Source organism: Dictyobacter aurantiacus, assembly GCF_003967515.1.
Lineage (GTDB): Bacteria > Chloroflexota > Ktedonobacteria > Ktedonobacterales > Ktedonobacteraceae > Dictyobacter > Dictyobacter aurantiacus.
On sequence record NZ_BIFQ01000002.1, the window covers coordinates 1341833 to 1366758 of the forward strand.

The following is a 24926-nucleotide window of genomic DNA, read 5'->3' on the forward strand; positions in this document are numbered from 1 at the left end:
ATAAGATGGTTCTTTCACGCGAAGATGTTCAGCGGAGGTTGAAAGCTGAAGAGACCCCAAACTGGTTGGAACTGTCTTTAACCAGCATTGAGAACGAGTTACCAGCCTCCTTGCGTCCTCCCGTCTATGCTTTATTCAACCGTGACGAGCATGGAAACGACCTGGATCAGATCTACGATTTAAAAAAGAGGCTAGCTGGGCTCGGTGAGCGAGAGAAGCAGATAGCGCGCCTGGCTGATATGAGCTCTGAGGAGCGCCACACGATCTTTGTGACGCTGGTACCTTGCCTGGCCGCACATTTAGAAGCAGCGTGGCGGATGCTCGGACAACTGCCGTACCAGTTTATGGCCGATCGGCGCGCCTTTCGTGCGCCTGCTCAGCCTTGGGCATACCAGGAGAAACGTATAGTCTGGCTCAGGCACATCATATTGAACCTGGTGCCCTATCGTCGGAAGGAACTGTCCTGGTTTGCTATCTGGGCCCCATACCTGACATCGAGCCACACACAATTTTTCGGCATTCTTTTCGCCGCCGCTATCGACACAGGTGGACCCGAGGGTGAGGAGGTCTTGCAAATCCTGTTGGCCTGTGCGCGTGGTGAACACCCGGTTGGTAAGATGGGCCGTCACGTCGCCACCGGTTTGCTCGTAGCGGGACGTCCGGAAGGCTGGGAGTGTATAGAGCGCCTGTTGCTGGCGGCTCAGCGCGAGGAGGGTCTGCGCCAGGTGATCCTTGAGACGGTCGATGAGGCGAATCCCCAGGCTTTTCGCTGTATGCTCGACCTCATTCTGGATCATGATCTGTTGCGTTTTAGCGCGACGGTACGCGCCGCCAATGTCTGGCTGGGCTTTGACAGACATGTTGCAGACGTCGCGGATCTGCGCCGTGCGCTGACTGATGTAGCCCGTTTGCTTGATGAGCCAGCCGAATGCCAGAAGGCGCTCGACCAGGGCAATCCACAGGAGGTTTATCTGGCATTGTGGGCGCTTGCATTTGCCGATGCCTCTAAGGCTGTTGAAGCGGCCCTGCCTATGCTCGCCGATGATATGCCCGAACGCCGCCTGGCTGCTGTTCACCTGCTGGGCCTGCTGAAGTTGCCCTCTGCTCGGGAGCGACTTCTTTTGTGCCTGGCTGATTCTGATCTGCGTGTCGCGCTTCAGGCTTATACACATCTCGCCAATAGCGAGATAGAGCCGCAGCGCCAGGGTGAATGTTTTGAACGTGTTGAGGACTTACTGAAACGCATAGAAGGTAAAGACCAGAGCATCCAGAGTGGTATCTGGCCGTGGCTGATCATTCAGGTCAACGCTGCCGATCTGTTGAGAATGCTGCTCACCTGTCTGGGTGATCGCAGCCCTTTGTGCCTTGTCCCTTACCTATCTACAATGTACCCTCATGATCGCTTAAAGCTGGCTAAGAACATGATAGCTCTATCCACCAGGAACGAAGAAGTAAGTAGGGTACTATATCAGTTGCTTGGTGATCGCATCCACTATGTAAGCTCTGAGATCTTAAAGCTCATCGCGGACCGTCCGCGAGACGAGCTAGATATACGAGCAATAGAGCAATTGTTGACTCGGAAGAGTGCCGAACTGCGACCTGGCCTGATAGAATTATTGCTCAAAGGTGATGATGACGCCGTTCTGACCAGTGCTGATAATCTGCTTGCTCAGGAGCATCCCCTACAACGTCAGGCTGGATTGGATCTTCTCAATGGACTGGTGATAGGCAATCGGCAGGTCGAGCGGGCAATAGCCATGGCGCGCGCGTATGCTGAGAGGCGCGAGAGCCTTAGCGCTCCAGAGAACGTCCTCCTGGAAACCATCTTCGCGGCCGATCACGCGAAAGAAGCACGGACGCAGGAAAATGTGCTGGGTCTGATCAAGCCCTCCCAACGCACGCCCGTTGTTCCTCCCCGTAAGCTGCATGTGACCATTGATACACCAGCCGCGCGCGCCTGCCTGAGCTCCCTTGACGCGCTGATTGAGGAACATAGCACAACGCCTGTCCAGGTCGAAACCTGGCGCGGCCACGAGGAATTGCTGTTAGCAAATATAGGGAACAGTCTTCATATGCTCCAGCCTGATCTGAAGCTGAATGTAGATGAGGACGCGCGTCAGCGTCTCCCGCTGGCCGAGACCTGGTTCACGTGGGAACGTGAGCGCCCCGCCTCTATGCGTGATGAAGATGGTCTGGAACTGGTTCGGGCTTCCCTGTTTCTGCGCGGAACTCTAGCGGCCCCCACTCCGCAGATCATCGACGATAGCTATAGTGATGAATCAAAGTATACGGATTTTTCTTCGCGCAACGAATTCGCTACATTGCTAGAGAAGGAGCGGGAGGCCATTGGACTCAAACCGTTCTTTTTGCGCCACCATGCGTTGCTGAACTGGTTGCTCGTCTGGTTGCGTCGTCGCCAGGAACTATCGTGTGCCGCTCTGAATTTCCTGCTTGATACTGCGGAAGCCACGCTGGCTCACATTGATGTCGCTGACCTGGTGGCCACGGAAACAGGCGCCCGGAGATCCGAGTGGGAACGGCAATATATACGCCATCGCTTCTCCTGGGATGGCGGGTTGATGCTCCTGCAGGAGTATCACACCTGGCATGGGGACAATTGGGAAGCGGAGCATGTCCGGCGTTACTGGCAACTCTTACATTGGTTGGATGAGCCCGTGCCAGGCCTTGAAAGGAGGCGACCCTCGCTTAATATGCTGATGCATGCCTATGCCATTGGAGCGGCCAATAAGGCTGATATCCTGGACCAGCTGGGAGGACCAGACACAGATATCAGCCATACTGATCTGCGCCGGATTTCGACGCTCGTACCACCTTTACTAATAGAAAAATATCCGGTGCTCAACACTATCGTTAGCGAGTTGCGGACACGTATCCTGGAGGTCGAACTGGGTCGCGGCGAGATGCCTACGCCGGCGACTGAACTGGCGCTCGCGCTGCGTTACAGTGGTGGCGTAGCCCTCTTTGTACGCCTGGTTGCTTTGATTGAGCCTACCGAGCTTGCGCGTGGTTATGGCACTCTCAATAAGAGCAAGGGTGGTACCTGGAGCCATCTGTTGCGGGTCAGCTTCCCGGGTCCTGAAGAGACGTTAGAGGAGTTTGCCCACCAGGTACACAAAGCTCAACTACCCACCGAGCGGCTGATCGCGGCCTCGCTCTACGCGCCGCAATGGGCGTCCTATGTTGAATATGTACTTGGCTGGCCGCACTTTACTGATGCCATATGGTGGATCTACGCGCACACTAAAGGGAACAACTGGAGCGTTGACAACGACATTCGCCAGTTGTGGCAGGTGCAGGTTGCCGAGCGCACAATGGTCAGTACCGATGAACTGACCAACGGCGCGGTTGATGTCACCTGGTTCCAGACCAGCTATCACGGGCTTGGCGCGCAACGCTGGGAACAGATCTACGCCGCCGCGAAATATGCGTCCGATGGTACCGGCCATAGCAGGGCACGACTCTACGCGGATACGATGCTCGGCAAAATAGAGGTCTCAACGCTGCGCCAGCGCATGTTTGCGAAGCGTTCGCAAGACGTGGTGCGCTCTCTGGGATTGGCGCCGCTACCCGAGGAGCGCGCGGAACGTGAGGCGGACATTGCCGAGCGCTACCAGGCATTTCAGGAATTTAAACGCACGAGCCGGAAATTTGGTGCGCAGCGCAGGAACAGCGAGGAGACGGCCGTCCGCATCGGCATGGAGAATCTGGCGCGCAACGCTGGCTTTGCTGATCCCCTGCGTTTGCAATGGGCGATGGAGGCGCGCAGCGCGGCCGATCTGCGCGGTGGCTCCTTGAGCGTTACGATTGAAGACGTAACGGTGACACTTGAACTTGATCCCATTCTGGCTGAACCAGCTTTAGGGGTGCAAGGCAAAAATGGTAAAGCGCTTAAAAATCTGCCTGCGCGTTTGAAAAAGCATCCGGAGGTCGCGCAACTGCTCGGTCGCAAGCTCGAAATCGAGCGGCAACTTTCCCGCATGCGTTCCACGTTGGAAGCTTCGATGTGCCGCGGCGATCTTTTCACCGCTCATGAAATCCTTGATCTGTTGTCTCATCCTGTGCTTTCGCGCCTGCTACAACAGCTTATTATCGTACGCGACACGGACAGCACGATTATGGGTTATCCATGTTATTCCGATGACCAGAATGGGCCGCGACTGAGCCTGCGTGATTATGCTGGTAATATCAATGCTATTGATTCTGCCGCCAGGGATTTGCGCCTGGCGCATCCTCATGATCTATGGCTGGCAAAAACATGGCACGGGTGGCAATATGAATGCTTTAACGCAGGGCGTGCCCAGCCATTCAAACAGGTCTTCCGTGAGCTTTATATCTGCACCAGCAACGAAACGAGAAATGGTGATGATGCGCACTCGCAGCGTTACCATGGTCACCAGGTGCAGCCGCGCCAGGCGCATGCTTTGCTGGGACAACGCGGCTGGATTGTGGACTATGAAGAAGGAGTGCGGCGCACCTTCCACGCCGAGAAGCTGACCGCCATTGTCTCGTTTACACAGGGCATCTCTACTCCCAGCGAGGTTGAAGGATTAACTGTTGGAGATGTCTTCTTCCTTCCGCGTGACAGCTATAAACCTATCGCGCTGAACAGCGTGCCGCCACGCGTCTTCAGCGAAGCTATGCGTGATCTGGATCTAATGGTCAGCGTTGCCCATAGTGGCGGAGTTGATCCAGAGGCCAGCGCCTCGACGGTGGAGATGCGTAGAGCCCTGGCCAGCGAGACCTGTACACTACTAGAGATCGAGAACGTCACCTTCAAGAGCTCTCATGCGCTGATTGCCGGCTCGTTCGGTCACTACAGCGTTCACCTTGGCAGCGCCGTCGTTCATCGCCAGCCGGGTGGCGCGCTCTGTATCATTCCGGTGCACGCGCAGCATCGTGGACGCATCTTCCTTCCTTTCGCCGACGATGACCCCAAAACAGCGGAGGTAATCACAAAGATTATTACCCTGGCTCGTGATCATGAAATCAAAGATCCCACTATCCTTGAACAGATATTGTAAACGTTGCATCACAAAAAAAGAGCAACGGAGGCTCATATTCTCCGTTGCTCTTTTTTTAATCCTCGGTGCTTAGCGGATGCCGAGCAGGAGCTCGATGGTGAGCTGATCGAGCTTTTCGTATTTGAAGCCACGCTGCGCCAGCGTGTCGGGCTGGAAGTCGATGGATTTGAGCTGATTGGCGGCCTCTTTGCTGTAGCCACCGCTGAAGAGGGAGGCATGGTTGGCGTCGCCGCCGTTGATCTCCTGTAGCAGGGCCTGGATCTCGGGATCGGCGTTGAAGCGGCGCGCCTTCTCTTTGAAGATGTTATAGGTGCGCATACAGCCGGCCGCGAAGTCCCACACGCCTTGCTCGTCCTCGGTACGATAGGCGTGGGCATCGAAGTGGCGCGGACCCGTGTATCCGTTGTCCTCCAGCAACTTGACCAGGAAGAACATGCTCTTGATGCTTTCGCTACCGAAGCGCAGGTCCTGGTCGTAGCGTGGACCCTTCTGGTCGTTGAGGTCGATGTGGAAGAGCTTGCCAGCTTCCAGAGCCTGGGCCACGCCGTGGACGAAATTGAGGCCCGACATGTGTTCGTGGGCTACCTCGGGATTGACGCCCATCATATCAGGATGGTCAAGGGTATAGATGAAGGCCAGCATATGACCGATGGTCGCGAAGTAGGTGTCGGAACGGGGCTCGTTGGGCTTGGGTTCAAGGGCGAAGCGCATGTTGTAGCCATTGTCGATGGCGTATTCGGACAGGAAGTTGATGGCATCGCGCATGCGTTTGAGAGCGTCGACTGGATTCTTACTGGCCTCGGCATCCACACCTTCACGGCCGCCCCAGAAGACATAAGTGCTCGCGCCCAGTTCCGCGCCCAGGTCGATAGCTTTCATGGTCTTTTGCAAGGCAAAGGCGCGTACGCTGGGATCGACCGAGGTAAAGGCACCATCTCTGAAGACGGGATGGAAGAAGAGGTTGGTGGTCGCCATCGGAACAACCATGCCATAGTCGTTGAGGGCCTGCTTGAATTCGCGCACGATGCGATCGCGCTCCTGGAGCGTGGCGTCAAAGGGGACCAGGTCGTTGTCGTGCAGGTTTATGCCCCAGGCTCCCAGTTCGGACAGTTTCTGCACGCTATATGTTGGTTTAAGTGCGGGCCGGACGACATCGCCGAAGGGATCGCGTCCCTGGTTGCCGACGGTCCACAGGCCAAAACTAAATTTGTCCGCCTTCGTTGGAGTATATTGATCGCTGGTTGCTTCTTTGATCTGAGTCATGTTTGCTCCTATCCTCTCTGAACTATATGATGCAAAGTTCCACCATGGAGCTTTGCCGGATCGCGCGCTTACATATATTATGCTGTTGGCTGATAATGGGTGAACAGCGCGTCTATGACGAGACTTGCCGCGCCGATTACACCAACATCCTGGATAAACGATGAAAAGATAATGCTACACATTTCACGTGGACGTGCCATGGCGCGCTGTTGTACGACTGCGCGCACGGTCTCCAGAAAGAGTTCGCCGCCGTTGATGGAATCGCCCCAGATAATGATGCGCTGTGGATTGAGCACATTGATGAGGGCGGCGAGTCCTACACCAAAGTGCATGGCGTGCTGGCGAACAAGCTCGATGGCATCTGCTTGTCCACCCTGCGCGGCGCGAAAGATGGTGTGTGCGAGAGTATTGATAACCTCAGGTTCCAGCTTTTCAATCATCTCATCATGAGAATGGCTGAATAGAGCCAGACCCGAGGCCTGCTCGACCATCCAGGTGGTTGAGGCCAGGGTCTCCCAACAGCCGCGATTGCCGCACTCGCATAGCGGTCCATCTTCCTGGATCGTCATATGACCGATCTCGCCGGCGGTCTCCCCCACGCCACGATAGAGCGTATCCTGTAAATAGAAGGCGGCGGAGACGCCGATGCCGCTCTCGACCGTGACGAAGTCGGTACAGGATTGGCCAGCGCCGAAATAGCGTTCGGCCAGCGCCTGCACATGGCAGTCATTGTCCACCCAGACCTCGCTACCCAGCCGAGCTTTGAGCAGATCTCGCACCGGTACGTCCCGCCACTGCGGAAAATGAGGCGCGAAATGCACCACACCGGTCGCGAACGAGGTCAGACCGGGTACGCCAACACCGATACCGAGCAATTGTGCCAGGCTAACCTGCTGAGAGGTCAGGAGTTCCTGCAAGGTCTCAACGATCGCGTTGATGACCGGTTCTGGTCGTCGATCCTGACCCAGTGGGCGCTCGAGGCTACCTGACACACGTCCGTTTCCATTGACCAGCGCGACGCGCACGGCATCTACGGTGAGGAAAATTCCCGCGCTCCGCACGCCCTCCGCGTTAAAGCGATAGAGCGCACCAGGCTTACCCCCGCTGGGGGTCGGCACGGCCACGCCAACGCATTCCGCCAGTCCCTGCTCTTCCAACTCGTCGACCAGCTTGCTGATAGTCGGACGACTGATCCGACTATACTCGGCCAGCGCAGGCTTGGTAATAGGGCCAAATCTGCGCAACAGCCGCAAGACGGTCAGGCGATTGATCTGCCGCAGGCTGCCAGGGATGGCTGGTATCTCAAGAAACGATGTCATTGCTCTGTATCTTTCGTCACTGCCTGAATAAACGCCAGGTAAGTTAAGAAACTTTCTTAACTTACCTATAAAAGGAGTATAACTGACCGCTTTTGCTGCTGTCAAGACCTCGCGATATGCTGGCGCATCATGGGCAATTTATTGTTGAAAACTTTTGGCCCTAGCAGGTAACATGGAAGAGGCCGATAGCGGAACCTGTCGCTTCATCCCAGACATGGATCGCTTCTGGTGTTGGCAGAAGATCGACCTGGCACCGTTTTTGCTTGAAGTATGCAGCGGCTTCTTCTGATAGTCGAACATTTCCTTGCTGTCCACTTCCAATAATCAATCGTTTTACTTCTGGTTCATAGACGTGCCGGGCTTCGTCGAGTGAAAGGATATGCGACGTGCCGTAGATCGCCTTTGATAGTTTTTTCTTCCGCTTTTTGACTTGCCCGTTCAGCCTGATAATCACATCGTGGTCGAAGGTGGTGCCTTCAATAGTAATAGAGCCAAAGGCTGTCTGATCAATGTTGGGTTTCATTTTCCGCTCCTCTCTCGTTGCTTTGACGATGGCGCGAACTTATACTGTAGAACCCATATCCCCCCGCTAAGCGAAGCATCTTATTACCTTCTTCACGTTTCCTATTGGATATTGGTTATCAATAAAAGACGCCGGGTCGCTCAACGTTGAGCGACCCGGCGCAGGTGAGAGATGGATTGTCATTTTTTGCGCTACGGGGTAACGGTCAGTTTTGTTGATCCGCTGATCAGGTCCGATGTGCAGGTGATGGTGACGGTTCCTGCCCGGTGAGCCGTTACCTTGCCACTATTGCGATCGACGCTGACAATGTGGGGATCTGAACTGGTCCAGTAGTGTGAGGCTGGATCGCTGATCGGTAACTGGAGTGGAGCCAGATCGTTGCCGTTTGGTTCGGTTCCCAGCGCGGTCAACTGCAGGGCTGTCCCCTCTGCCAGGGTTGAAGACGGACTTGTAACGTCGATCTTGTTGAGCAGGGGCATGACCGAGAATTGCACCTTCCCATCGGGCAGAACGTGGAAGAGCGCGTAGTTGTAGAAACCACCCTGGTCAGCTGGCGCGTATGCCGGTACGCCAACGTCGGCGATCACGAAGTTGGGCAGACCATGAACATCGTTGTTTCCATACTGATCGAGCAGATTCTCGGAGAAGCCACGTGCGTGACCGAGCAGCATGATAACGTGAACGTTTGGATGTGACTGCTGATAGCGCTCCGCCAGCAACTCATACATCTGAGCCTCGTAGCTATCGGCGAACTGGCTGGTCTTGACCGGGTGTGGATCGTATGCCGGAACGTGGGTGGTAATAAAGACCACGGGCGATGTATTGGAGTTTAACTGGTTGATCAACCACTGGTATTGCTCCTCAGCCGGCGTTTGAAACTTGTTTGAAGGCAGAATACCAATATGCGCGCTATCCAGAACCACGAAGTTCGCCTGGCCGGCCGTATACGCATAGTGTGTCGGACCAAAGACGGACGCATAGTTCTTCGTTTCTGGGTCGGCTCCCTGCGTAATCTCGTGGTTTCCGACAGCCTCGTGATACGGAACCCCGAAGCTGTCCAGTATCGACTTCAGGTACTGCAGATTCGGCACCGTTCCAGCGTCAACCATGTCACCCTGCGTCTGTATCGCTGAGGGCTGCGCCTGCGTTGGCAGCTGCTTGAACTGCTGGCCTACCTGCTGCAGCGCTACGCTGCCCGTCGAGCCAGGATCGTCGGCGTGAACGTGCGCATCGTCCAGGCTGGCGATGGTGGTTCCTTCCTGCTTGAAATCGGCCGGATTTTCGGTGTACTGGAGCCAGGATGGATTGTTAGGGATAGGCTGATACACGTATGGTTTAGGCGGACGCGGTGAATACAGCGCCTGGAAGTCGCTGATATAGATATCGCCAGTCATCGTGGTCACCGGATTGATAACCACCAGCCCCAGGTAATTGAAGCGCAGTGGATACGACTGGCCAGCCGGGAGCTGAGCGGTTACGAACTGCCAGCCATCGAATGTCAGGGCCGCCGGATAGAACTTGACGGTCTGATTATCGGACCCGAAGAGGCCCAGCGTAAAGGTCAGCGTCCCCGGATCAAGTGGCTTGCCCGAGCCTTTGGCAAGGTCCGCGTTCCCTTTGACCCACATACCGATCGAGGTCGGAGCCTGATTGTTATCCAATGTCGGGACCTGAATCTCATTGAGATCATTGGGATAGGCATTGAGGTCCAGAACATGCTTGCCGCCAGCCAGGGTATAGTGAAGATCAAGCGAACCACTATCGCCCGGCGCATGCTTCTCGGTGGTGCTTAATGAGATGCTGCCGGTCGACGTCGTTTGCGGCCCCGGACTGGGAACGGTCCTGGGATAATTGCTCATGTACTTATCGGTCACGCTCCACTTGTCCACATCGGTCAGTGGCGCGATATTCTTCGACACCTGACCAACCGCCACACTGGCGGACGCGCTGGTCCCACCAATGGTGGCCGTTACTTTACCCAGGGCGGTCGTCGTATCGGAGGCCGTAAAGAGCCCGTTCTGATCGACGCTGCCCATGGAAGATGGATCAACGCTCCACCTCACAGCACTGGACGGAACGGGAACGCTGGCGCCGCCAACAGCTTTACCTGATACCTGGAACTGCTGGGTCTGCTTATTAGCCAGATCGACGCTATCTGGTGCAATGGTGAGCGAAGACAGATGATCCACAACAGTCAACGGTGCGAACGAGCGCGCATTGCCCGATTGGATCTTCAGGATGCCGTGTCCTGTATCTTTTGCCGTGATGGTGCCATTGCTCACGCTGGCCAAATTGGATGGAAAGACGCTCACCTCGACTGGTGTCGAGGCTGGATTGCCCTGAGCGTCGAGGGCGTAGCTAGCCAGGGGAATGCTCGTATTGGTGAGCATCGTCAGAGGCTGACCATTATTCACCACGACTTTTGTCGCGGGAGCAGGGGCGCTTTCGGTGCTATAAACGAACAGACCGTTTGCGACCGGGCGCTCATGACCATCTGATGGCGTATTGATCACCGAGACTTGCTGCTGGCCTGGAAGACGCGCGACCATTTCAGAAGAGCCGCCGCTATCGAACATAATGGCCTGATAGGCGCCATGAGAGATCATATAGCCGGCCATTTCAGGCTGCGTCACGCCACGGCTCTTATTGGGTCCCGCTTCATGACCATCGATCACAGCCATGAAGGCATGATTGCCATCTTTAGTGATACCGAGGGCAGTAATCGGATTTTGGACGTCCCTCTCTCCCTTCGATACACTCTGCGGATCATCGAAATAGGTTCCATCCTTGACCAGGATATTCCCGCCGCCGACGGCATGAACCAGGTTAGTATCGGGCGAGATCTGCTCGGACAGCGTGATGGTATCACCGGTGTGGACACTGGTCGAGAGCCAGCTGGCCGAACTACCACTGGCGACCAGGGCATCCTCACCGCTCAGCACCGGCAATGAATTGCTATTCATCTGGAGCGACTGGACCGTATAGGTATCATTGCTGCCATTCACGGCCTTCAGGAACGCGACCGTATCTCCACTCAGGGTCAGCGCGCTACCCAGGTCTGGCGTAAACAGAGCCAGATGATCACCTTTGATATCGTTATAACGATTGACCGAGCTCAGTGCATGGCCGGCGCTACCATCTGTGACGGTGCCTGAGAAGCTTTCATCCGCGATACTTAGCTTACCGGAGGCTGTGATGCCCAGCACCGCGTACGAGGCCGGGCTCTGGATGATCCGATGGTTGATCTCGACCATACCGATCGGATCACCGGTCCCGTAGATCTCAAAGAAATCGGAGTTGATGCCCGCCACCGCATGCGTGCGATTGGCCATCGAGCTGATCGGCTCGTCCTGGCTGAACAGGGTATTGTGTGCCTGCACAACGCCAAGGCGCACATTAGGGTTGGCAAGGTCGATGTCAAGCTGATGAGCCTGCTCCGGACCACCAACGGTCTGCAGCAGATCGCTGGAGACGGTTACCCCATTGGTGACCTGTTGCTGTTGAAGGGTAGTGTGCTCATCCACCACAACGGGCCAGTTGGGCGGAGTTGAAGGGAGCCAGGATGTACTGGCAAGATGTGCCAGGTCCTGATGCTGACTATGTGCCATGCTTGTCCGGGCGTAAGCAGCATTATTGCCCAGCAATATGAAAATAAGTGAGATAAGGACTACATTGAAGATAATGTACTTTTGTCGGTTGGTTTGCCTTGATGTAGTATCAAGACCATGTTTTCCCTGAAACATACAAGATTTCCTTACCAGAAATATGCAGAAATACGCGGCGCAAAAAGAATCTCTTACCCAGGCGCCGATCTGATATGTAGGAGCAATGTTTATTGAACACTATTGTCCAGTGTACCTCTTTTTGTTAAGTAAAGGTTATCTGTCCTTTCAATCGGGTTAATAATTACTTATTACTTCTAGCGTTATTTTGATGACAATACATTCAACTTAAAGCGACTCGTTGAAGAGGATGGTGTCTGTGAGAGTGTGCCTGACTCTCGTCACTATAGGGGCACGTGAGCGCCCCCGCACGCGCGTCCACTACGTAGCCGCGCTGGTTTTGTGTGTTGGTGCATGCAGTGCGCATCCGCGCACTGCATGCACCAACACACAACGGACTCGTGAGCACCGTAGGTGCGAATGCTCAGGAGTGCCGCAGGCGATGATTATGAGTGTAAGACACGTTCTGAGGGTGTGTCTGACTCTCGTCTCTCTGGGGGCATGTGCGCTCCCCCGCACGCGCGGCCGCTCCGCAGCCGTGCTGGTTTTTATCTATTGGTGCATCGGGTGCGCTAATGCGCACCCGATGCACCAATAGATGGAAAGATGGTGAGCTCGCCGAAATCAAAAGCTCATGAGAAAAGATGGCGCACACGACGCAAGTCTGACACGTTCTGAGAGAGTGTCAGAGTTGCGTCGTAGTGGGAGCCATGACGACTCACTGAAGGGTTTAGAAGAGAGGACAAAAGAAGGAGGAAGACCAAAAGGAGCGAGAAGGGAAAGAACACACGCCTCCGCTGCTTCAGATTGACATCGGCCCCCCAAAGCCTCCATACTGAGGGCAACCACGAGGTGAGCCCCTGTCTGTTTTCTAAAGGAGGGTGACGATGCCAAGCCGTGCCGTATGGCGTGCCTATCCATCTGATGTGAGTGATGAACAATGGAGCGTGTTGGAGCCACTGATTCCTCGCGTCCATCGCGAGGCGGTCTACCATTATCATGAACGGCGCATGATCGTCAATGCGATTCTCTACGTGTTGCGGAGCGGCTGCCCCTGGCGCTCGTTGCCCCACGATTTCCCGCCCTATGGCACGGTGCATAGCTACTTTCGACGCTGGCAACGCGAAGGGGTCTGGGACCAGGTCTTGGAGGCTCTGCGCATGCAGATGCGCCAGCAAGAAGGGCGAGATCCCCAACCCAGCGTGGGGGTGATTGATAGCCAATCGATCAAAAGCAGTGCGGTTCGTGGTCCGGAGAAGGGCTACGATGCGGGGAAAAAAAATGTGGGGACGCAAGCGACACGCCCTCGTCGATAGTGCAGGCTCCCTGCTGGCGATCAAAGTCACGGGAGCCCAGTGTTCTGATCTGCAAGGAGGGCAAGCGTTATTGCAGCCACTGCAAGAACGTTTTCCGCGCATGCAGACGGTGTGGGGGGATAGTCATTATGGTGGTCAGATGATCCTGTGGCTCAAGCTGCATTTGGGCTGGAGCATGCAGACGGTCAAGCACTTCAAGGTGCCCAAACGCGGGATCTTAGTGCCCGAGGGCGAGGAAGTGGATTGGGACAAGCTCGTGCCCCAGGGCTTCCAGCCGTTGCCCAAACGCTGGGTGGTGGAGCGCAGCTTTGCCTGGATCACGCGCTGGCGTCGGCTCTGCCGCGATCATGAGGGCTTGCCAGCTAGTTCGGAGGCCTTTATCATGCTCTCAGCAAGCCTACGCATGCTGATCCGGCTCGCTCCACCTTCCCCTCTATGACGCAACTCTGACACTCTCTGAGAGATGTGAGCGCGGGGAATGGACCGCTGCGCGGCAAGTAATTTTTGCAGGAATATGGAGTCGGCGCCAGTGATCTACCGGTGCCGACTCCATGTCTGAATTTATAAGTTGCTTCCTACCATTGCTGTGATGTTACGGTCCGGTGAGCGCGCAATCGCTAATGTTGTTGTCCCACTCCTGCTGGAGCAGATAGGGATCGCCATTAAAGTTGACATTGGAGCCATCAGAGTTCACGGTACCGAAGTTCCACGCGCACTTGTCGCCGTTCTCCTGACCGCTACTGTCGGTCCAGGCATTAAGTAACGGGTCGGTGGCTGCCTCCATCTGCTCATGCGAGGTCACATTGATTGTTTCATCGGCCGCCTGGTCACCGTTTGGTCCCTGTCCACCATTGCAGTTGAAACTGGCCGCGTAGGGCATCGCCGCGTAGATGGTGTTGGAGCCAAAGTAGTTGTGATAGGCGCAGAACGCATTGGAGGCGCACTGCGACTGAGAGCTATCGAAGCAGAGGTCCTGACCCGCTTCGGTGAAGACAAAGAAGATATTGTCGATGCTGGGGCTCCAACCATTGGCGTTGATGGCGTTGGTGACTTCATTCTGGATATCGCTATCCAGCAATGGGCTCTCCGGATAAGCCGAATTGTCGGTCCAGGAGCCAGCGAATTGCGTATTGCTGGGAGCATTGCCTGATGAGTCTGTGTACTGGGTATTGATGTTGTACAGACCAGTGCCCCCAACATCGCTAAAATAGCGTTGGATCAGGCTGTGGTAGGTGGAAGAGACGTTGCCCGTCGGCTCCCAGAAAATAGCGTAGACGTTGGTGGTGCCACCCATCACGGGACCGCCACCATAGTTCAGGTTGCCGCCACTGGCGAACTGACGTGCCGCATGCCGCTGCGCCTGGCTGTGCGTAAAAAAGTGTGCCTTATGATGCCTTGCCGCTTGAGGGGTGACCGAATCTGTGGCCGCGGAAGCGCTTAATGGCATGGCAATCAGGAATGCCAGCATCAGCATCGGCAATACGAGGATTTGAAGAACGCGTTTCTTCATGCAAACCTCCTATGTTTGAATGAATGAACGAAAGGTGGCAACGGCTATCGAGATGTTTACATCCTTATATTCTCTTACCGTTGTTGAATAGAGTATAAATTATGATAATTATAATTGGCTTAATTGGTGCTTCATTAGTAGAAGCCCAAAAAATAAGATTTAAAATGTTGTATTTTTGCACTTAAAATGTGTTTGATTCCTTTTATCATGGGGGCACGTGCGCGCCCCCGCACGCGCGGCCACATAGCGGCCGCACCGGTTTTGTGTGTTGGTGCATCGGGCGCGCATCCGCGCGCCTGATGCACCAACACACAATGGACTCCTGAGCACCGTAGGTGCGAAAACGTAAGCATGCTCAGAGCAATGATCGTGAGAGCCAGACACATTCTTAAATAGTGTTTGTGTTTACTCTCTTTTACATGAGATTATAAAGAAATACTGTGTGTTTCTTATACAAGAAAATCTGATAATTACATAAGATATTTTATTTAGCCTGATGGAAGGACTGGCGGTATCTCTGGGGAGAGACATGAAGAAGGCGTTGAAAATGCAGGCGGAATGTGGCTGCTGATTTGAAGCCGCAGCAGGCAGCTATGCGTTCGATGGTTTTATTGGTGGTTTCTAACTGACGCTGAGCAAGCGCGATGCGTTGCTGGAGCAACCACTGATAGGGTGTGGTGCCGATGGTTGCCTGGAAGCGGCGTGCAAAGGTGCGTGGACTCATCGCCGCCCGTGCCGCCATCTGTTCCACCGTAATATCTTCCTGCAAGTTGGCCGTGATCCATTCGAGCGTGGCGCCAAACGGTTCATGTTGTTCACGGATAGAAAGCAGTGGAGTCTGGATGTACTGGGCCTGGCTACCATCGCGGTGTGGTGGCACGACCATGCGCCGGACGACGGCCGCCGCTACCTCTGCTCCATAGTCCTGGCGCACCACGTGGAGCGAGAGATCGATGGCGGCCGCGGTTCCAGCGGAAGTCAGGATCTGGCCATCGTCGGTATATAATCTTTTGGGATCGACCTGTACCCTGGGATAGCGCGCGGCCAGTTCGGCCGCCCAGGCCCAATGGGTAGTGACGCAGCGACCATCCAGCAGACCGGCGGCCGCCAGGATAAACGTTGCCGTACAGAGCGTAATGATGCGCGCACCACGCTGATAGCATTTGCGCAGAGATGCGAGCAGCGTTTCTGGAACAGGAACAACGCCAGGGCGCGAACCAGGGATAATGATGGTATTCGCCTCCTCAACCTGTTCAAGTGTATATGGTGTTGTGAGCAGAAATCCTGCGGACGAGCGGATAGGACGCGGCTCGCAGGCACAGACCAGGAAGCGGTACCAGGGTACGTTCAACTCGGGCCGGTCAAAGCCAAAGACCTCTGTAGCTACCGCCAACTCAAAGGGATTGACGGAATCATAGATGAGGACCGCAACGGTATGCATGGCAGTTTTTTGGTGCTCCTTGTCTTTTCTGCCACTGGCAGAACTGTTCCATTCATGGCAGAATGGTAGCATATGAGCGTTTTCCTGCCAAGCAATATCGTTATTTTTACCCTGGTAACCCGCTTTCGAGCAGATAGAGAACAGATAAACGGTCTCTGAGACTGGTCAAGCTTTGTTGGAAAAGCTTGAAGGAGGTATCTATTGCTTACTACTTTAGAGCATGTACAGGCAATTCTCTCTACCACCCCCGAGCGCTGGCAGCGGCTGGTCAGCACGCTGCCCGCTGATCTACTATCGCGTCAACCCGCCCCTGGTGAGTGGTCGGCGCTTGGCTGCTTGCAGCACATATTGAACGCGGAGCGCGCACTCTTTCCTGTCCGCGTCCACTCTTTTCTAGACGGGCAGAACTTCACTGATTTCGATCCCCAGCAGCGGATCGAAGATGCTGATCTGCAGACGCCTGAGCAGCAGGTGGCCGCCTTCACGCGCTACCGGCAGGAAAATCTGACCATGATCGCGCAGTTGAAGGAGAAAGACCTGCAGCGCACCGTGCAGCATCCAAAGCTGGGAACGGTATGCCTGGCGCAGATGCTGCGCACGTGGGCCGCGCACGACCTGAACCACACCGTCCAGGCCGAGCGCGCGCTGATGCAGCCCTTCATTGTGGACTGCGGCCCCTGGCACACCTTCTTCAAAGATCATGAGGTTGATGGCGCGCAGGCCTAAGCTAATAAGTCCATCCATGGCAAAGATGATCTTTGCCATGGATGGACTTATTAGTGGACACAGAACTCATTGTCTTCGGGATTGGCCATGGTGATCACAGATTGCCAAACTCTGAGCGTGTCTGACTTCCGTCATGTTGGGGGCGCGTGAGCGCCCCCGCACGGGCGTCCGCTACGCGGCCGCACTGCTTTTATGTGTTCGTGCATGGGGCGCGCATCAGTGCGCCCCATGCACGAACACATAACGGAATTCTGAGCGCCGGAGGTGCGAAAACCCATACAGGCCGCAGGCCATCATCATGAGAGTCAGACATATTCTAAAAGAGTTGGAAAAATATATTCAAATTCGGTGATATAATGACGACTTTTGGTGGTTGGCTGCGGCGTTATTTATACCACATCTGCCTGACTGGAGGCCGGTTTACGCCTGGCTGGTTCGATCTGGATAATGTGTTGAGCCAGGAGCTGATTGCGGGCGATATCAGCCAGGGTGTAGCTATCGAGAACTGCCAGGAAGGCCTGCATCGCTTCCGCGAAGACGGAGCGCAGCTGGCACTCGGGCGTAATAAAGCAGTGATTTTTTTCAGCATTGAAGCACTCCACCAGGTAGAAATCCTCCTCGGTCTGGCGCACCAGTTGACCTATATTGATCTCCTGCGGCGCCTGTGCCAGACGGATGCCGCCGCCACGTCCGCGCAACGTTTCGACATAGCCCAGTTTTCCCAGTTGATGTACCACCTTGACCAGATGATTATTTGAGATATTGTAGGCGGTTGTGATCTCCTGAATGCTTGATAGGTCTCCCTCAGGCAGGTTCGCGAGATACATCAAGGTGCGTAAGGCATAGTCTGTGTATTGTGTTAAACGCATGGAGCATCTCCTTCTGTCTTTTTTGCAGTTGCATTTTTTCTCACCACGGTGTATATTAAAGATGTATTTAATATGCATCTTTTGGTAGGCATCTGCCTACTGCTTTAGAAACGAATCTGATAGACAACGATCCTGTAAGGAGATAATTGTAGATGATCATGGATACACAGACAATAGGCATCGTAAAATCGCTGGTTCCGGCGTTACAGGAACATGGCAGCGAAATCACAACGCGTTTTTACGCGAAGATGTTTGAAGCTCACCCCGAACTGCTCAACATCTTTAACCACTCCAATCAGCGCGACGGTTTGCAACAGCAGGCGCTGGCCACCTCGGTATACGCGGCGGCGGCAAATATCGACGACCTGTCCGCGATTTTGCCCGCGGTCAAGCATATCGCTAACAAGCATTGTAGTCTGGGAGTCAAGCCGGAGCATTATCCGATCGTAGGTAAATACCTGACACTGGCTATTCAGGACGTACTGGGTGATGCGGTGACCCTTGAGCGTCTCTCTGCCTGGAAGAAGGCTTACGCGCTGATCTCGGACGCTTTTATTCAGCTTGAGCAGCAGATATATCAGGAAGAAGAGCTGCGCCGTGGTGGCTGGTCTGGTTTCCGTCCCTTTATCGTCAGGAGTCGCCAGCGGGTGGCCGAGGATATTGTGGCCCTGGAACTGGAGGCCGCCGATGGACAGCCCATTATTGAGGATTACCTGGCTGGACAATATGTAACGGTTAAAATCGAGCAGGATGGCTTTGAGCATCTACGCCAGTATAGTCTCTGTGAGGCGCCCGGCTCTCAGCATACCTATCGTATCGCAGTCAAGTTTGAGGATACCAGCCGAGATATGCACCAGGCCGGCATTGTCTCCTCATACATACATGAGTATGTTCGTAATGGTGATACATTGCTGGTCAGCGTGCCAGCGGGAGTGTTTACGCTGGATACTACGCTGACCAATCCGGTCGCATTGATTGCTGGAGGCATCGGTATTACTCCGCTCATGAGTATGCTGCGCACCGTGGTTGAGCAGCACCCTGACCGCGAAGTACGGCTGGCTTACGCGGTACGCGACCATCACTTCCATGCCTTTGCCGATGATCTCAAGCAACTCTCAGAGAAGGCCCCTACGGTATCCAATACCATCTTTTATGAAAACGGGACCGAAGAGGATGTTGAGCAGCGGCGCTGTGCGTATATAGGGCGCATCACTGCGGCCTGGCTTGAGCAGCATATTCCCGGTAATGCTGAAGTCTACGTATGTGGTCCGCGCCCCTTCATGCAGGCCATGATCTCAACTCTACTGCGCCAGGGCCATCCCATGGAGCATATCCACTACGAGGTCTTTGGTCCCGCCCTCTCCTTCTCGGTAGATTAACAGCCCCATTCATTTCTTAGAGATCGGCAGGGGCACGTTTGTGCCCCTGCCGATCTCTAAGTTTTCACCTTCCGTGACGCTCAACAGTCAGCTTTGTGTTGATGTCTGGCGGCGCATTCGCCGCATCCTATTCAGCAGTCAGTTGTGAATTGGTGCATGTTTAAGCCTTCGCTCTGGCGGTGCCAGTAGTCATTTGTGTGTTGGTGCATGGCGGCGCAAACGCGCCGCCATGCACCAACACACAACAAACCGGGCGGCCGCGCCAGCGGCCGCCCATGCAAGCTTCTTCGCGTGGCTAAGGACGCTTTTCAGGGCATATAATGTACACATGTGTCTCCCCTCGATCTGGTGTATACTGATTAATGTTGATATACTATAGTAGAGTCTGTGATTAATGCTAGCATAGAGATTGATAGTAGGTATCACTATTTTGATCAATCAAGTGGAAGTCCAGTCACTTTATTAGATAAGCGGAGACGCCGCTGCCTGCGCTTATCGCTACGTTGTTGTTGAGAGAGATGTTCTTGAGAAAGAAGGGTTACGATGGCAAAGTACATTTTAGCATTGGATCAAGGCACAACCAGTTCGCGCGCGATTATTTTCGACCATGATGGGGCCATTGTAGACGTGGCGCAGCAGGAATTTCCCCAGATCTATCCTGCTCCCGGATTGGTAGAGCACGATCCCGAGGCTATCTGGTCCAGCCAGCTCGCTGTAGCTCAGGAGGTGATGCAGAAAGTTGGTGCCTCCGCGACCGATATCGCCGCTTTAGGCATTACCAACCAGCGCGAGACTGCTCTGGTATGGGAGAAAGCTACAGGGAGGCCAGTCTTTAATGCTATTGTATGGCAGAGCCGCCTGACCGCCCCGATCTGCGACGAACTTACGGCCAAAGGCTTCGACAAAGAGATCCGAGAACGCACGGGCCTGGTGACCGATGCTTATTTTTCTGGCACCAAAGTGAAGTGGATTCTCGACAATGTTGAGGGAGCACGCGACAAGGCCGAGCGCGGCGAACTTCTCTTTGGAACCGTTGATACCTTTTTACTGTGGCGCCTCTCAAAAGGTCGCATCCATGTCACCGACTATACCAATGCATCGCGTACCCTGATGTTTAACATTCATACCGGTGAATGGGATGATGTGTTGCTTAAGGAGCTTGGCGTGCCACGTTCCATGTTACCGACTGTCATGCCTTCCAGCACCGTCTACGGTGAGACCGATCCTGAGTTCTTTGGGGGCCCGATCAAAATGGCTGGTATCGCCGGTGACCAGCAGGCGGCAACCTTCGGGCAGGCCTGTTATGAAGTTGGCATGGCCAAGAACACATACGGCACCGGCAGCTTTATGCTGATGAATACCGGTTCCAAGGATGTACCATCGAAAAATGGCCTGCTGACAACCATTGCCTGGGGACTGGGAGATCCCAAGCATGCTGATATCACCTATGCTCTGGAAGGCAGTATTTTTGTCACCGGCGCGGCGGTCCAATGGCTGCGTGATGGCTTGCGAGCCATCCAGAGCAGCGTTGAAGTAGAGGCTCTGGCCGCGACGGAAGAAGATAATGGTGGTGTGTACCTGGTACCCGCTTTCGTGGGCCTGGGGGCTCCGCACTGGGATCCATATGCTCGTGGCACCATTGTTGGCCTGACACGTGGCTCAACCATCGGGCATGTTGCGCGTGCCACGCTAGAATCGATGTGTTATCAGACGCGTGACGTGCTTGAAGCCATGATCGCCGATAGTGGCACCCACCTTAAAACCCTGCGTGTCGACGGTGGGGCCGTCGCCAACAACCTGCTCATGCAATTTCAGGCCGATATCCTGGGTGTGCCGGTGCAGCGTCCCCAGGTAGCCGAGACCACCGCGTTAGGAGCTGCCTACCTGGCGGGTCTGGCCGTTGGCTTCTGGAGCAGCATGCAGGAGGTTTCCAAATACTGGGCCGTCGATCGCACGTTTGAGCCAAAGATGAGCCAGGATCAGCGCGACCACAACTACAACAACTGGAAGCGCGCCGTTGAACGCTCCCTGCGTTGGGAAAAATAAGAGGAGAGCTACAAAAAAGTGGATGGCTACGGGGCTTGCAGCCCGTAGCCATCCACTTTTTTGTAGCTCTGAGTATTGCAGCGTAAGTTATACGCGGCGTGCGCCACCACTAACAGCACGCAGGATAGCGATGAGGACACACGCACCGATAAACGCAATGATGGTTGTACCAATGAAACCATAGCCACCCAGGCCGATCAGACTAGCCAGGAAACCACCAAGCAGGGCGCCAACGAGACCAACAATGATGTCGCCGACGATACCATAACCGCCGCCACGCATGACCAGGCCAGCCAGGGCACCAGCAATCAGACCCACCAACAGCCACCAGATGATAGCAGTAGCATTAATAGCGCCAAGAACAAGAGTTGTTGCAGCAAACATAGTTTTTTTCTCCTTCTTAAGTTACGAAGACATCATTTCAGTTATTAACAGATTATTCAATCTGGAGAAGTTCTTATTTGTTTCTCCGCTCTGAGTGTTATACGGATACGTAAATGGAAAGGGATACACATTTTTGCAGTATTGCGGGGATATTAATCATTTACTTAAATAGCTTTAAGATTTCTAATCTTGCTGAGCTATTGGCTGATAAAATCACATCATACCCAGGACGGCCTGTCTCGGTCCCAGGCAAGAAATGGTGTGCGTGCTACTGAGTAAACCGGAAGGAGCGCAACATAGGGAGGAAGTATGTACTGGTATACTGATCGAAAGCAGCGGGATCGCCATCGGCGTGCAGCACGAAATACGGGATACGTTGCGGGGCGACCGTATTTCTGGCCACCCAACCAATTTTTTCGATCGGTTTGCCCGTTACTGGATCAGTGGTCAAGGCCTTCCCCTGTTGCCAGATGATGCCGTTTACCGTAATCGTGGCGGCGATTGGCTGCAGGCGGCTATGGATATCACCGGTCAAAAACTGATTCAGGATTGTCGCGGCCGAGCTTTGATCCTGACTGGGGTAGACATGGAAGGCATAGCTCCCGGTAGGGTCCGTGAAAAAGTCGCCTGTATAATTGCCGGTATTGGGATTGCTGCCGAACTGCCAGCCAGCGGGATAGTTAATCGTATAGCCATCCCCGCTATGCGGGCTAAAACCGTCGAGAGTCTTGATCGCGTGATTCAGGCTGGCAGATAGATGCATCGGAACATGATGGACGACTGTTGAGGGGCTACAGGCGACCAGATTAGTAGCCAGGATGCATACACACAACGAAGAAAGGGCGAAATAATGTCCCAGCTTTTTCATAGCCTGAACTCCCATGCGCTAGCCTGAGAACTTATCATATAATAGTACAGAGATGTCCAACCACCTGACGTCATACCTATTTACTATCGTCACATACGGCTACGAGCGAAAGTATTACCCGGAGCTATAATATTATAATTGAATGATGCAACCTGTTCGATAGGGAACGCCTATCCAAGCGCGAAGGCGGTCTGTCCATATATCTTTCGCAGGTTGCGTTCCACAGCCGGTCCCCTGCGCATATGGCTGAGCGTACGCTGGAGCTTGAAACCATAGCGCTCCAATAATTGGATCGCATCCTGATTGGTGATTGAGGAGATATTTACTGATATGGCATTCCCTGGAAATGGTAGTTTCAGGGCCGCAGCCAGCAGACGTTCAGCATCCTCCATAGAGCGCGCGACCCATGGGCCGATACTCCTCTCCTGAGCGAACAGATAGCCATTGACCTGACCGTTTGTATCCCATACAGCGAATGCGCGTCGAGGATATTGGCCGAGCATCGCTTCAAGTACATGGATGCGTGACGCGCCAAAGTAGGGAGTGTCAAATGCCGCCAGGGAGGGCAGGTCACTGACGCTGATGGCCGTCACAATACCGTTGGTCTGGGAAGGCATGGTCAGTTCATCAACGCCTGCATGTTGCCAGTGCTGGCTCCTATCGATCTCTACAAAATCGAAAGACTTATAAAGATAGGAGCCGGCGGGCGTCGCATCGAGTAGTATTGTTGGACACTTTTTATTTTCGGCCCACTGTAGGAGATGACTCACCAGTTGCTTACCTATCCCTTTGCCCTGCGCCGCCGGTAAGACCGACATCATGCCCAGGTAGGCAAAAGGACCATAATTGACCAATCCACCCAATCCTACCGGTTCGTTGTCCTGCAAAGCCAGCATCCACCCATCGGGTTGTAGCCGCAGGTACGCCTGGAGCGCGGCCTTTCTACTGTGAGGGGCGTTATATGCGGCTACTATTACAGCGTCTGCCGCGTCCACGTCTGTATCACAAAGTGTGCGTATAGTTACGGTCATGGTAACTGAGAATCCTCCTGAGAAGCAGATCTTCTATCAAGCTGAAGCATTGTTACAACGAGTATAAGCAGGTTGAGCGAGGTGAGGCAACAGCCAATCCTGTGCACCTTTAACGACCATTTTGTGATATGCCAGCCCTTATACATTGCCTGCCGATCGGTGATATGGTGCAGGTAGCCCCTGTTTCTGATCATGGCTCATAATAGAAGGTAGGAAATGAGTGATGGCCTGATATGGTAAGCTGTGGTTGTAACTATATGGCGTTACAGGCAGCACAACTACTGTTGTAAAGTCTGGGAGGACATTTCCATGGAAAATCCACGCATCGCAGCGATTGAATGGGGTTCATTGGAGGGAGAACGTCCCAGGATGGTTGGGAATAATGCACGTCTGGGAGCTCATGGGAGCCGTGTTCGTGTACCATTGGTTCGTCTAACCACTGAAGATGGGGCTCGTGGCTTTGGGCTGTGCCATGCTGATGAAGAGCAGGCCGCGGCCTTGCTGGGTCGCCGGATTAATGATGTGTTTGATGCCCGGCACGGGACCGCCATCGCATGGCAGGCCTTTGACTACGCGCTATGGGATCTAGTGGGTCAGCGTCAGCGGCAACCAGTGTATGCGCTGGCAGCCGCTGTAACGGGTGTCAGGGTGAATGAACCTCTGCACGTCCCCTGTTATGATACCTCGCTGTATATGGATGATCTGCAGATCGCCGATGATAGCGAGGCGGCACGATTAATCGCCCGCGAGGCGCGCGAGGGATATGAACGTGGGCACCGAGCCTTCAAAATCAAGATCGGACGCGGAGCGCGGCATATGCCATTGGAGCAGGGTATTCAGCGCGATATCGCTGTTGTGCACGCGGTACGCAAAGAGATCGGGCCGAACTTGCCCATTATGTTGGATGCCAACAATGGCTATAATCTGAATATTATCAAACGCGTTTTGCTGGAAACGGCGCAGGACACCATTTTCTGGATTGAAGAGCCCTTCCATGAAGACGCCATCTTATACGAGGATCTACGCGAATGGCTGGAGGACCGGCAACTCCCGGTCCTGATCAGCGACGGTGAAGGAGCCGCCGATCCACATCTGCTAGAATGGGCGCGCATCGGACTGGTCGACGTGATCCAGTACGATCTTTTCAGCCATGGCTTTACCTCCTGGCTTGCCACTGGTGGTCAGCTCGATCGCTGGGGAGCGCGCGTCGCCCCTCATCACTACGGCACCCATTACGGCAACTATGTCGGAGCCCACCTGGCGGGAGCCATTCAGAACTACCTCTATCTCGAATGGGACGAGGCCAGCACACCCGGCCTGAGCGCCCCCGGCTATAGCCTCCAGGAAGGACAGGTCCACGTACCCGCCACGCCCGGTTTTGGTCTGGTCCTGGATGAGACCATCTTCAGCACAGCCAGGGATGAGTCCGGCTTCGCCCTGCGCCTGTAGCCATGGTTGTGTGGGCCGCCCGCCGCGCGAGCGGCCCA

Annotated in this window: 17 protein-coding genes; 7 read left to right on the forward strand and 10 right to left on the reverse strand. The window is 54.5% G+C overall.

Features of this window, described 5'->3' with window-relative positions; translation table 11 throughout:
• Positions 1–5 precede the first annotated feature (5 nt).
• A complete protein-coding gene (locus KTT_RS30335) occupies positions 6–5042 on the forward strand; it encodes a DUF5724 domain-containing protein (protein WP_126601423.1) in 5037 nt (1678 codons plus the stop codon).
• 69 nt (positions 5043–5111) lie between these two features.
• Here the strand turns inward: KTT_RS30335 and xylA are convergent, their stop codons facing one another.
• The 4 genes from xylA to KTT_RS30355 form a co-directional block, all read right to left on the reverse strand.
• The gene (gene xylA, locus KTT_RS30340; RefSeq protein WP_126601424.1) at positions 5112–6305 is read right to left on the reverse strand and encodes a xylose isomerase; all 1194 of its coding nucleotides are present in this window, start codon (positions 6303–6305) and stop codon (positions 5112–5114) included.
• Positions 6306–6382: 77 nt separating this feature from the next.
• On the reverse strand, positions 6383–7624 hold the full coding sequence (locus tag KTT_RS30345) for an ROK family transcriptional regulator (RefSeq protein ID WP_126601425.1): 1242 nt from the start codon (positions 7622–7624) through the stop codon (positions 6383–6385).
• Between the two features lie 160 nt (positions 7625–7784).
• On the reverse strand, positions 7785–8147 hold the full coding sequence (locus KTT_RS30350; protein WP_126601426.1) for an MTH938/NDUFAF3 family protein: 363 nt from the start codon (positions 8145–8147) through the stop codon (positions 7785–7787).
• 191 nt (positions 8148–8338) lie between these two features.
• Positions 8339–11890 carry a phosphodiester glycosidase family protein gene (locus KTT_RS30355; protein ID WP_126601427.1) on the reverse strand — a complete coding sequence of 1184 codons (3552 nt, stop codon included), beginning with the start codon at positions 11888–11890 and terminating at the stop codon, positions 8339–8341.
• 866 nt (positions 11891–12756) lie between these two features.
• On the opposite strand from KTT_RS30355, the gene KTT_RS37265 reads away from it, so the two are divergent.
• Both KTT_RS37265 and KTT_RS37270 read left to right on the forward strand, forming a co-directional pair.
• Positions 12757–13185 (forward strand): IS5 family transposase, encoded by a 429-nt coding sequence (locus KTT_RS37265; RefSeq protein ID WP_235845709.1) that lies wholly within the window; start codon positions 12757–12759, stop codon positions 13183–13185.
• Positions 13136–13624 carry a transposase gene (locus KTT_RS37270; RefSeq protein WP_235845707.1) on the forward strand — a complete coding sequence of 163 codons (489 nt, stop codon included), beginning with the start codon at positions 13136–13138 and terminating at the stop codon, positions 13622–13624. Before KTT_RS37265 ends, KTT_RS37270 begins: the two co-directional genes overlap by 50 nt.
• A gap of 153 nt (positions 13625–13777) precedes the next feature.
• Here the strand turns inward: KTT_RS37270 and KTT_RS30365 are convergent, their stop codons facing one another.
• A complete protein-coding gene (locus KTT_RS30365; protein ID WP_126601428.1) occupies positions 13778–14695 on the reverse strand; it encodes a hypothetical protein in 918 nt (305 codons plus the stop codon).
• A gap of 484 nt (positions 14696–15179) precedes the next feature.
• Positions 15180–16208, reverse strand: a complete 1029-nt coding sequence (locus KTT_RS30370) for a helix-turn-helix domain-containing protein (RefSeq protein ID WP_235845918.1) — start codon at positions 16206–16208, stop codon at positions 15180–15182.
• Positions 16209–16337: 129 nt separating this feature from the next.
• Here KTT_RS30370 and KTT_RS30375 point away from each other — a divergent pair, with 129 nt between their 5' ends.
• On the forward strand, positions 16338–16862 hold the full coding sequence (locus KTT_RS30375) for a DinB family protein (RefSeq protein WP_126601429.1): 525 nt from the start codon (positions 16338–16340) through the stop codon (positions 16860–16862).
• A gap of 389 nt (positions 16863–17251) precedes the next feature.
• On the opposite strand, the gene KTT_RS30380 is transcribed toward KTT_RS30375, so the two are convergent.
• The gene (locus KTT_RS30380; protein WP_126601430.1) at positions 17252–17731 is read right to left on the reverse strand and encodes an Rrf2 family transcriptional regulator; all 480 of its coding nucleotides are present in this window, start codon (positions 17729–17731) and stop codon (positions 17252–17254) included.
• 152 nt (positions 17732–17883) lie between these two features.
• Here KTT_RS30380 and hmpA point away from each other — a divergent pair, with 152 nt between their 5' ends.
• Positions 17884–19110, forward strand: coding sequence for an NO-inducible flavohemoprotein (gene hmpA, locus KTT_RS30385; protein ID WP_126601431.1), 1227 nt, complete (start codon positions 17884–17886; stop codon positions 19108–19110).
• A 543-nt stretch (positions 19111–19653) separates the two neighbouring features.
• Complete coding sequence (gene glpK / locus KTT_RS30390; protein ID WP_126601432.1) at positions 19654–21156, forward strand: glycerol kinase GlpK; 1503 nt, start codon at positions 19654–19656, stop codon at positions 21154–21156.
• An 87-nt stretch (positions 21157–21243) separates the two neighbouring features.
• On the opposite strand, the gene KTT_RS30395 is transcribed toward glpK, so the two are convergent.
• From KTT_RS30395 to KTT_RS30405, 3 genes are all read right to left on the reverse strand, one after another.
• Positions 21244–21540 carry a GlsB/YeaQ/YmgE family stress response membrane protein gene (locus tag KTT_RS30395; RefSeq protein WP_126601433.1) on the reverse strand — a complete coding sequence of 99 codons (297 nt, stop codon included), beginning with the start codon at positions 21538–21540 and terminating at the stop codon, positions 21244–21246.
• 268 nt (positions 21541–21808) lie between these two features.
• Complete coding sequence (locus tag KTT_RS30400) at positions 21809–22408, reverse strand: hypothetical protein (protein ID WP_126601434.1); 600 nt, start codon at positions 22406–22408, stop codon at positions 21809–21811.
• Positions 22409–22578: 170 nt separating this feature from the next.
• Positions 22579–23439 carry a GNAT family N-acetyltransferase gene (locus KTT_RS30405; RefSeq protein ID WP_126601435.1) on the reverse strand — a complete coding sequence of 287 codons (861 nt, stop codon included), beginning with the start codon at positions 23437–23439 and terminating at the stop codon, positions 22579–22581.
• 309 nt (positions 23440–23748) lie between these two features.
• Here KTT_RS30405 and KTT_RS30410 point away from each other — a divergent pair, with 309 nt between their 5' ends.
• Positions 23749–24888 carry an enolase C-terminal domain-like protein gene (locus KTT_RS30410; RefSeq protein WP_126601436.1) on the forward strand — a complete coding sequence of 380 codons (1140 nt, stop codon included), beginning with the start codon at positions 23749–23751 and terminating at the stop codon, positions 24886–24888.
• Positions 24889–24926: the final 38 nt, after the last annotated feature.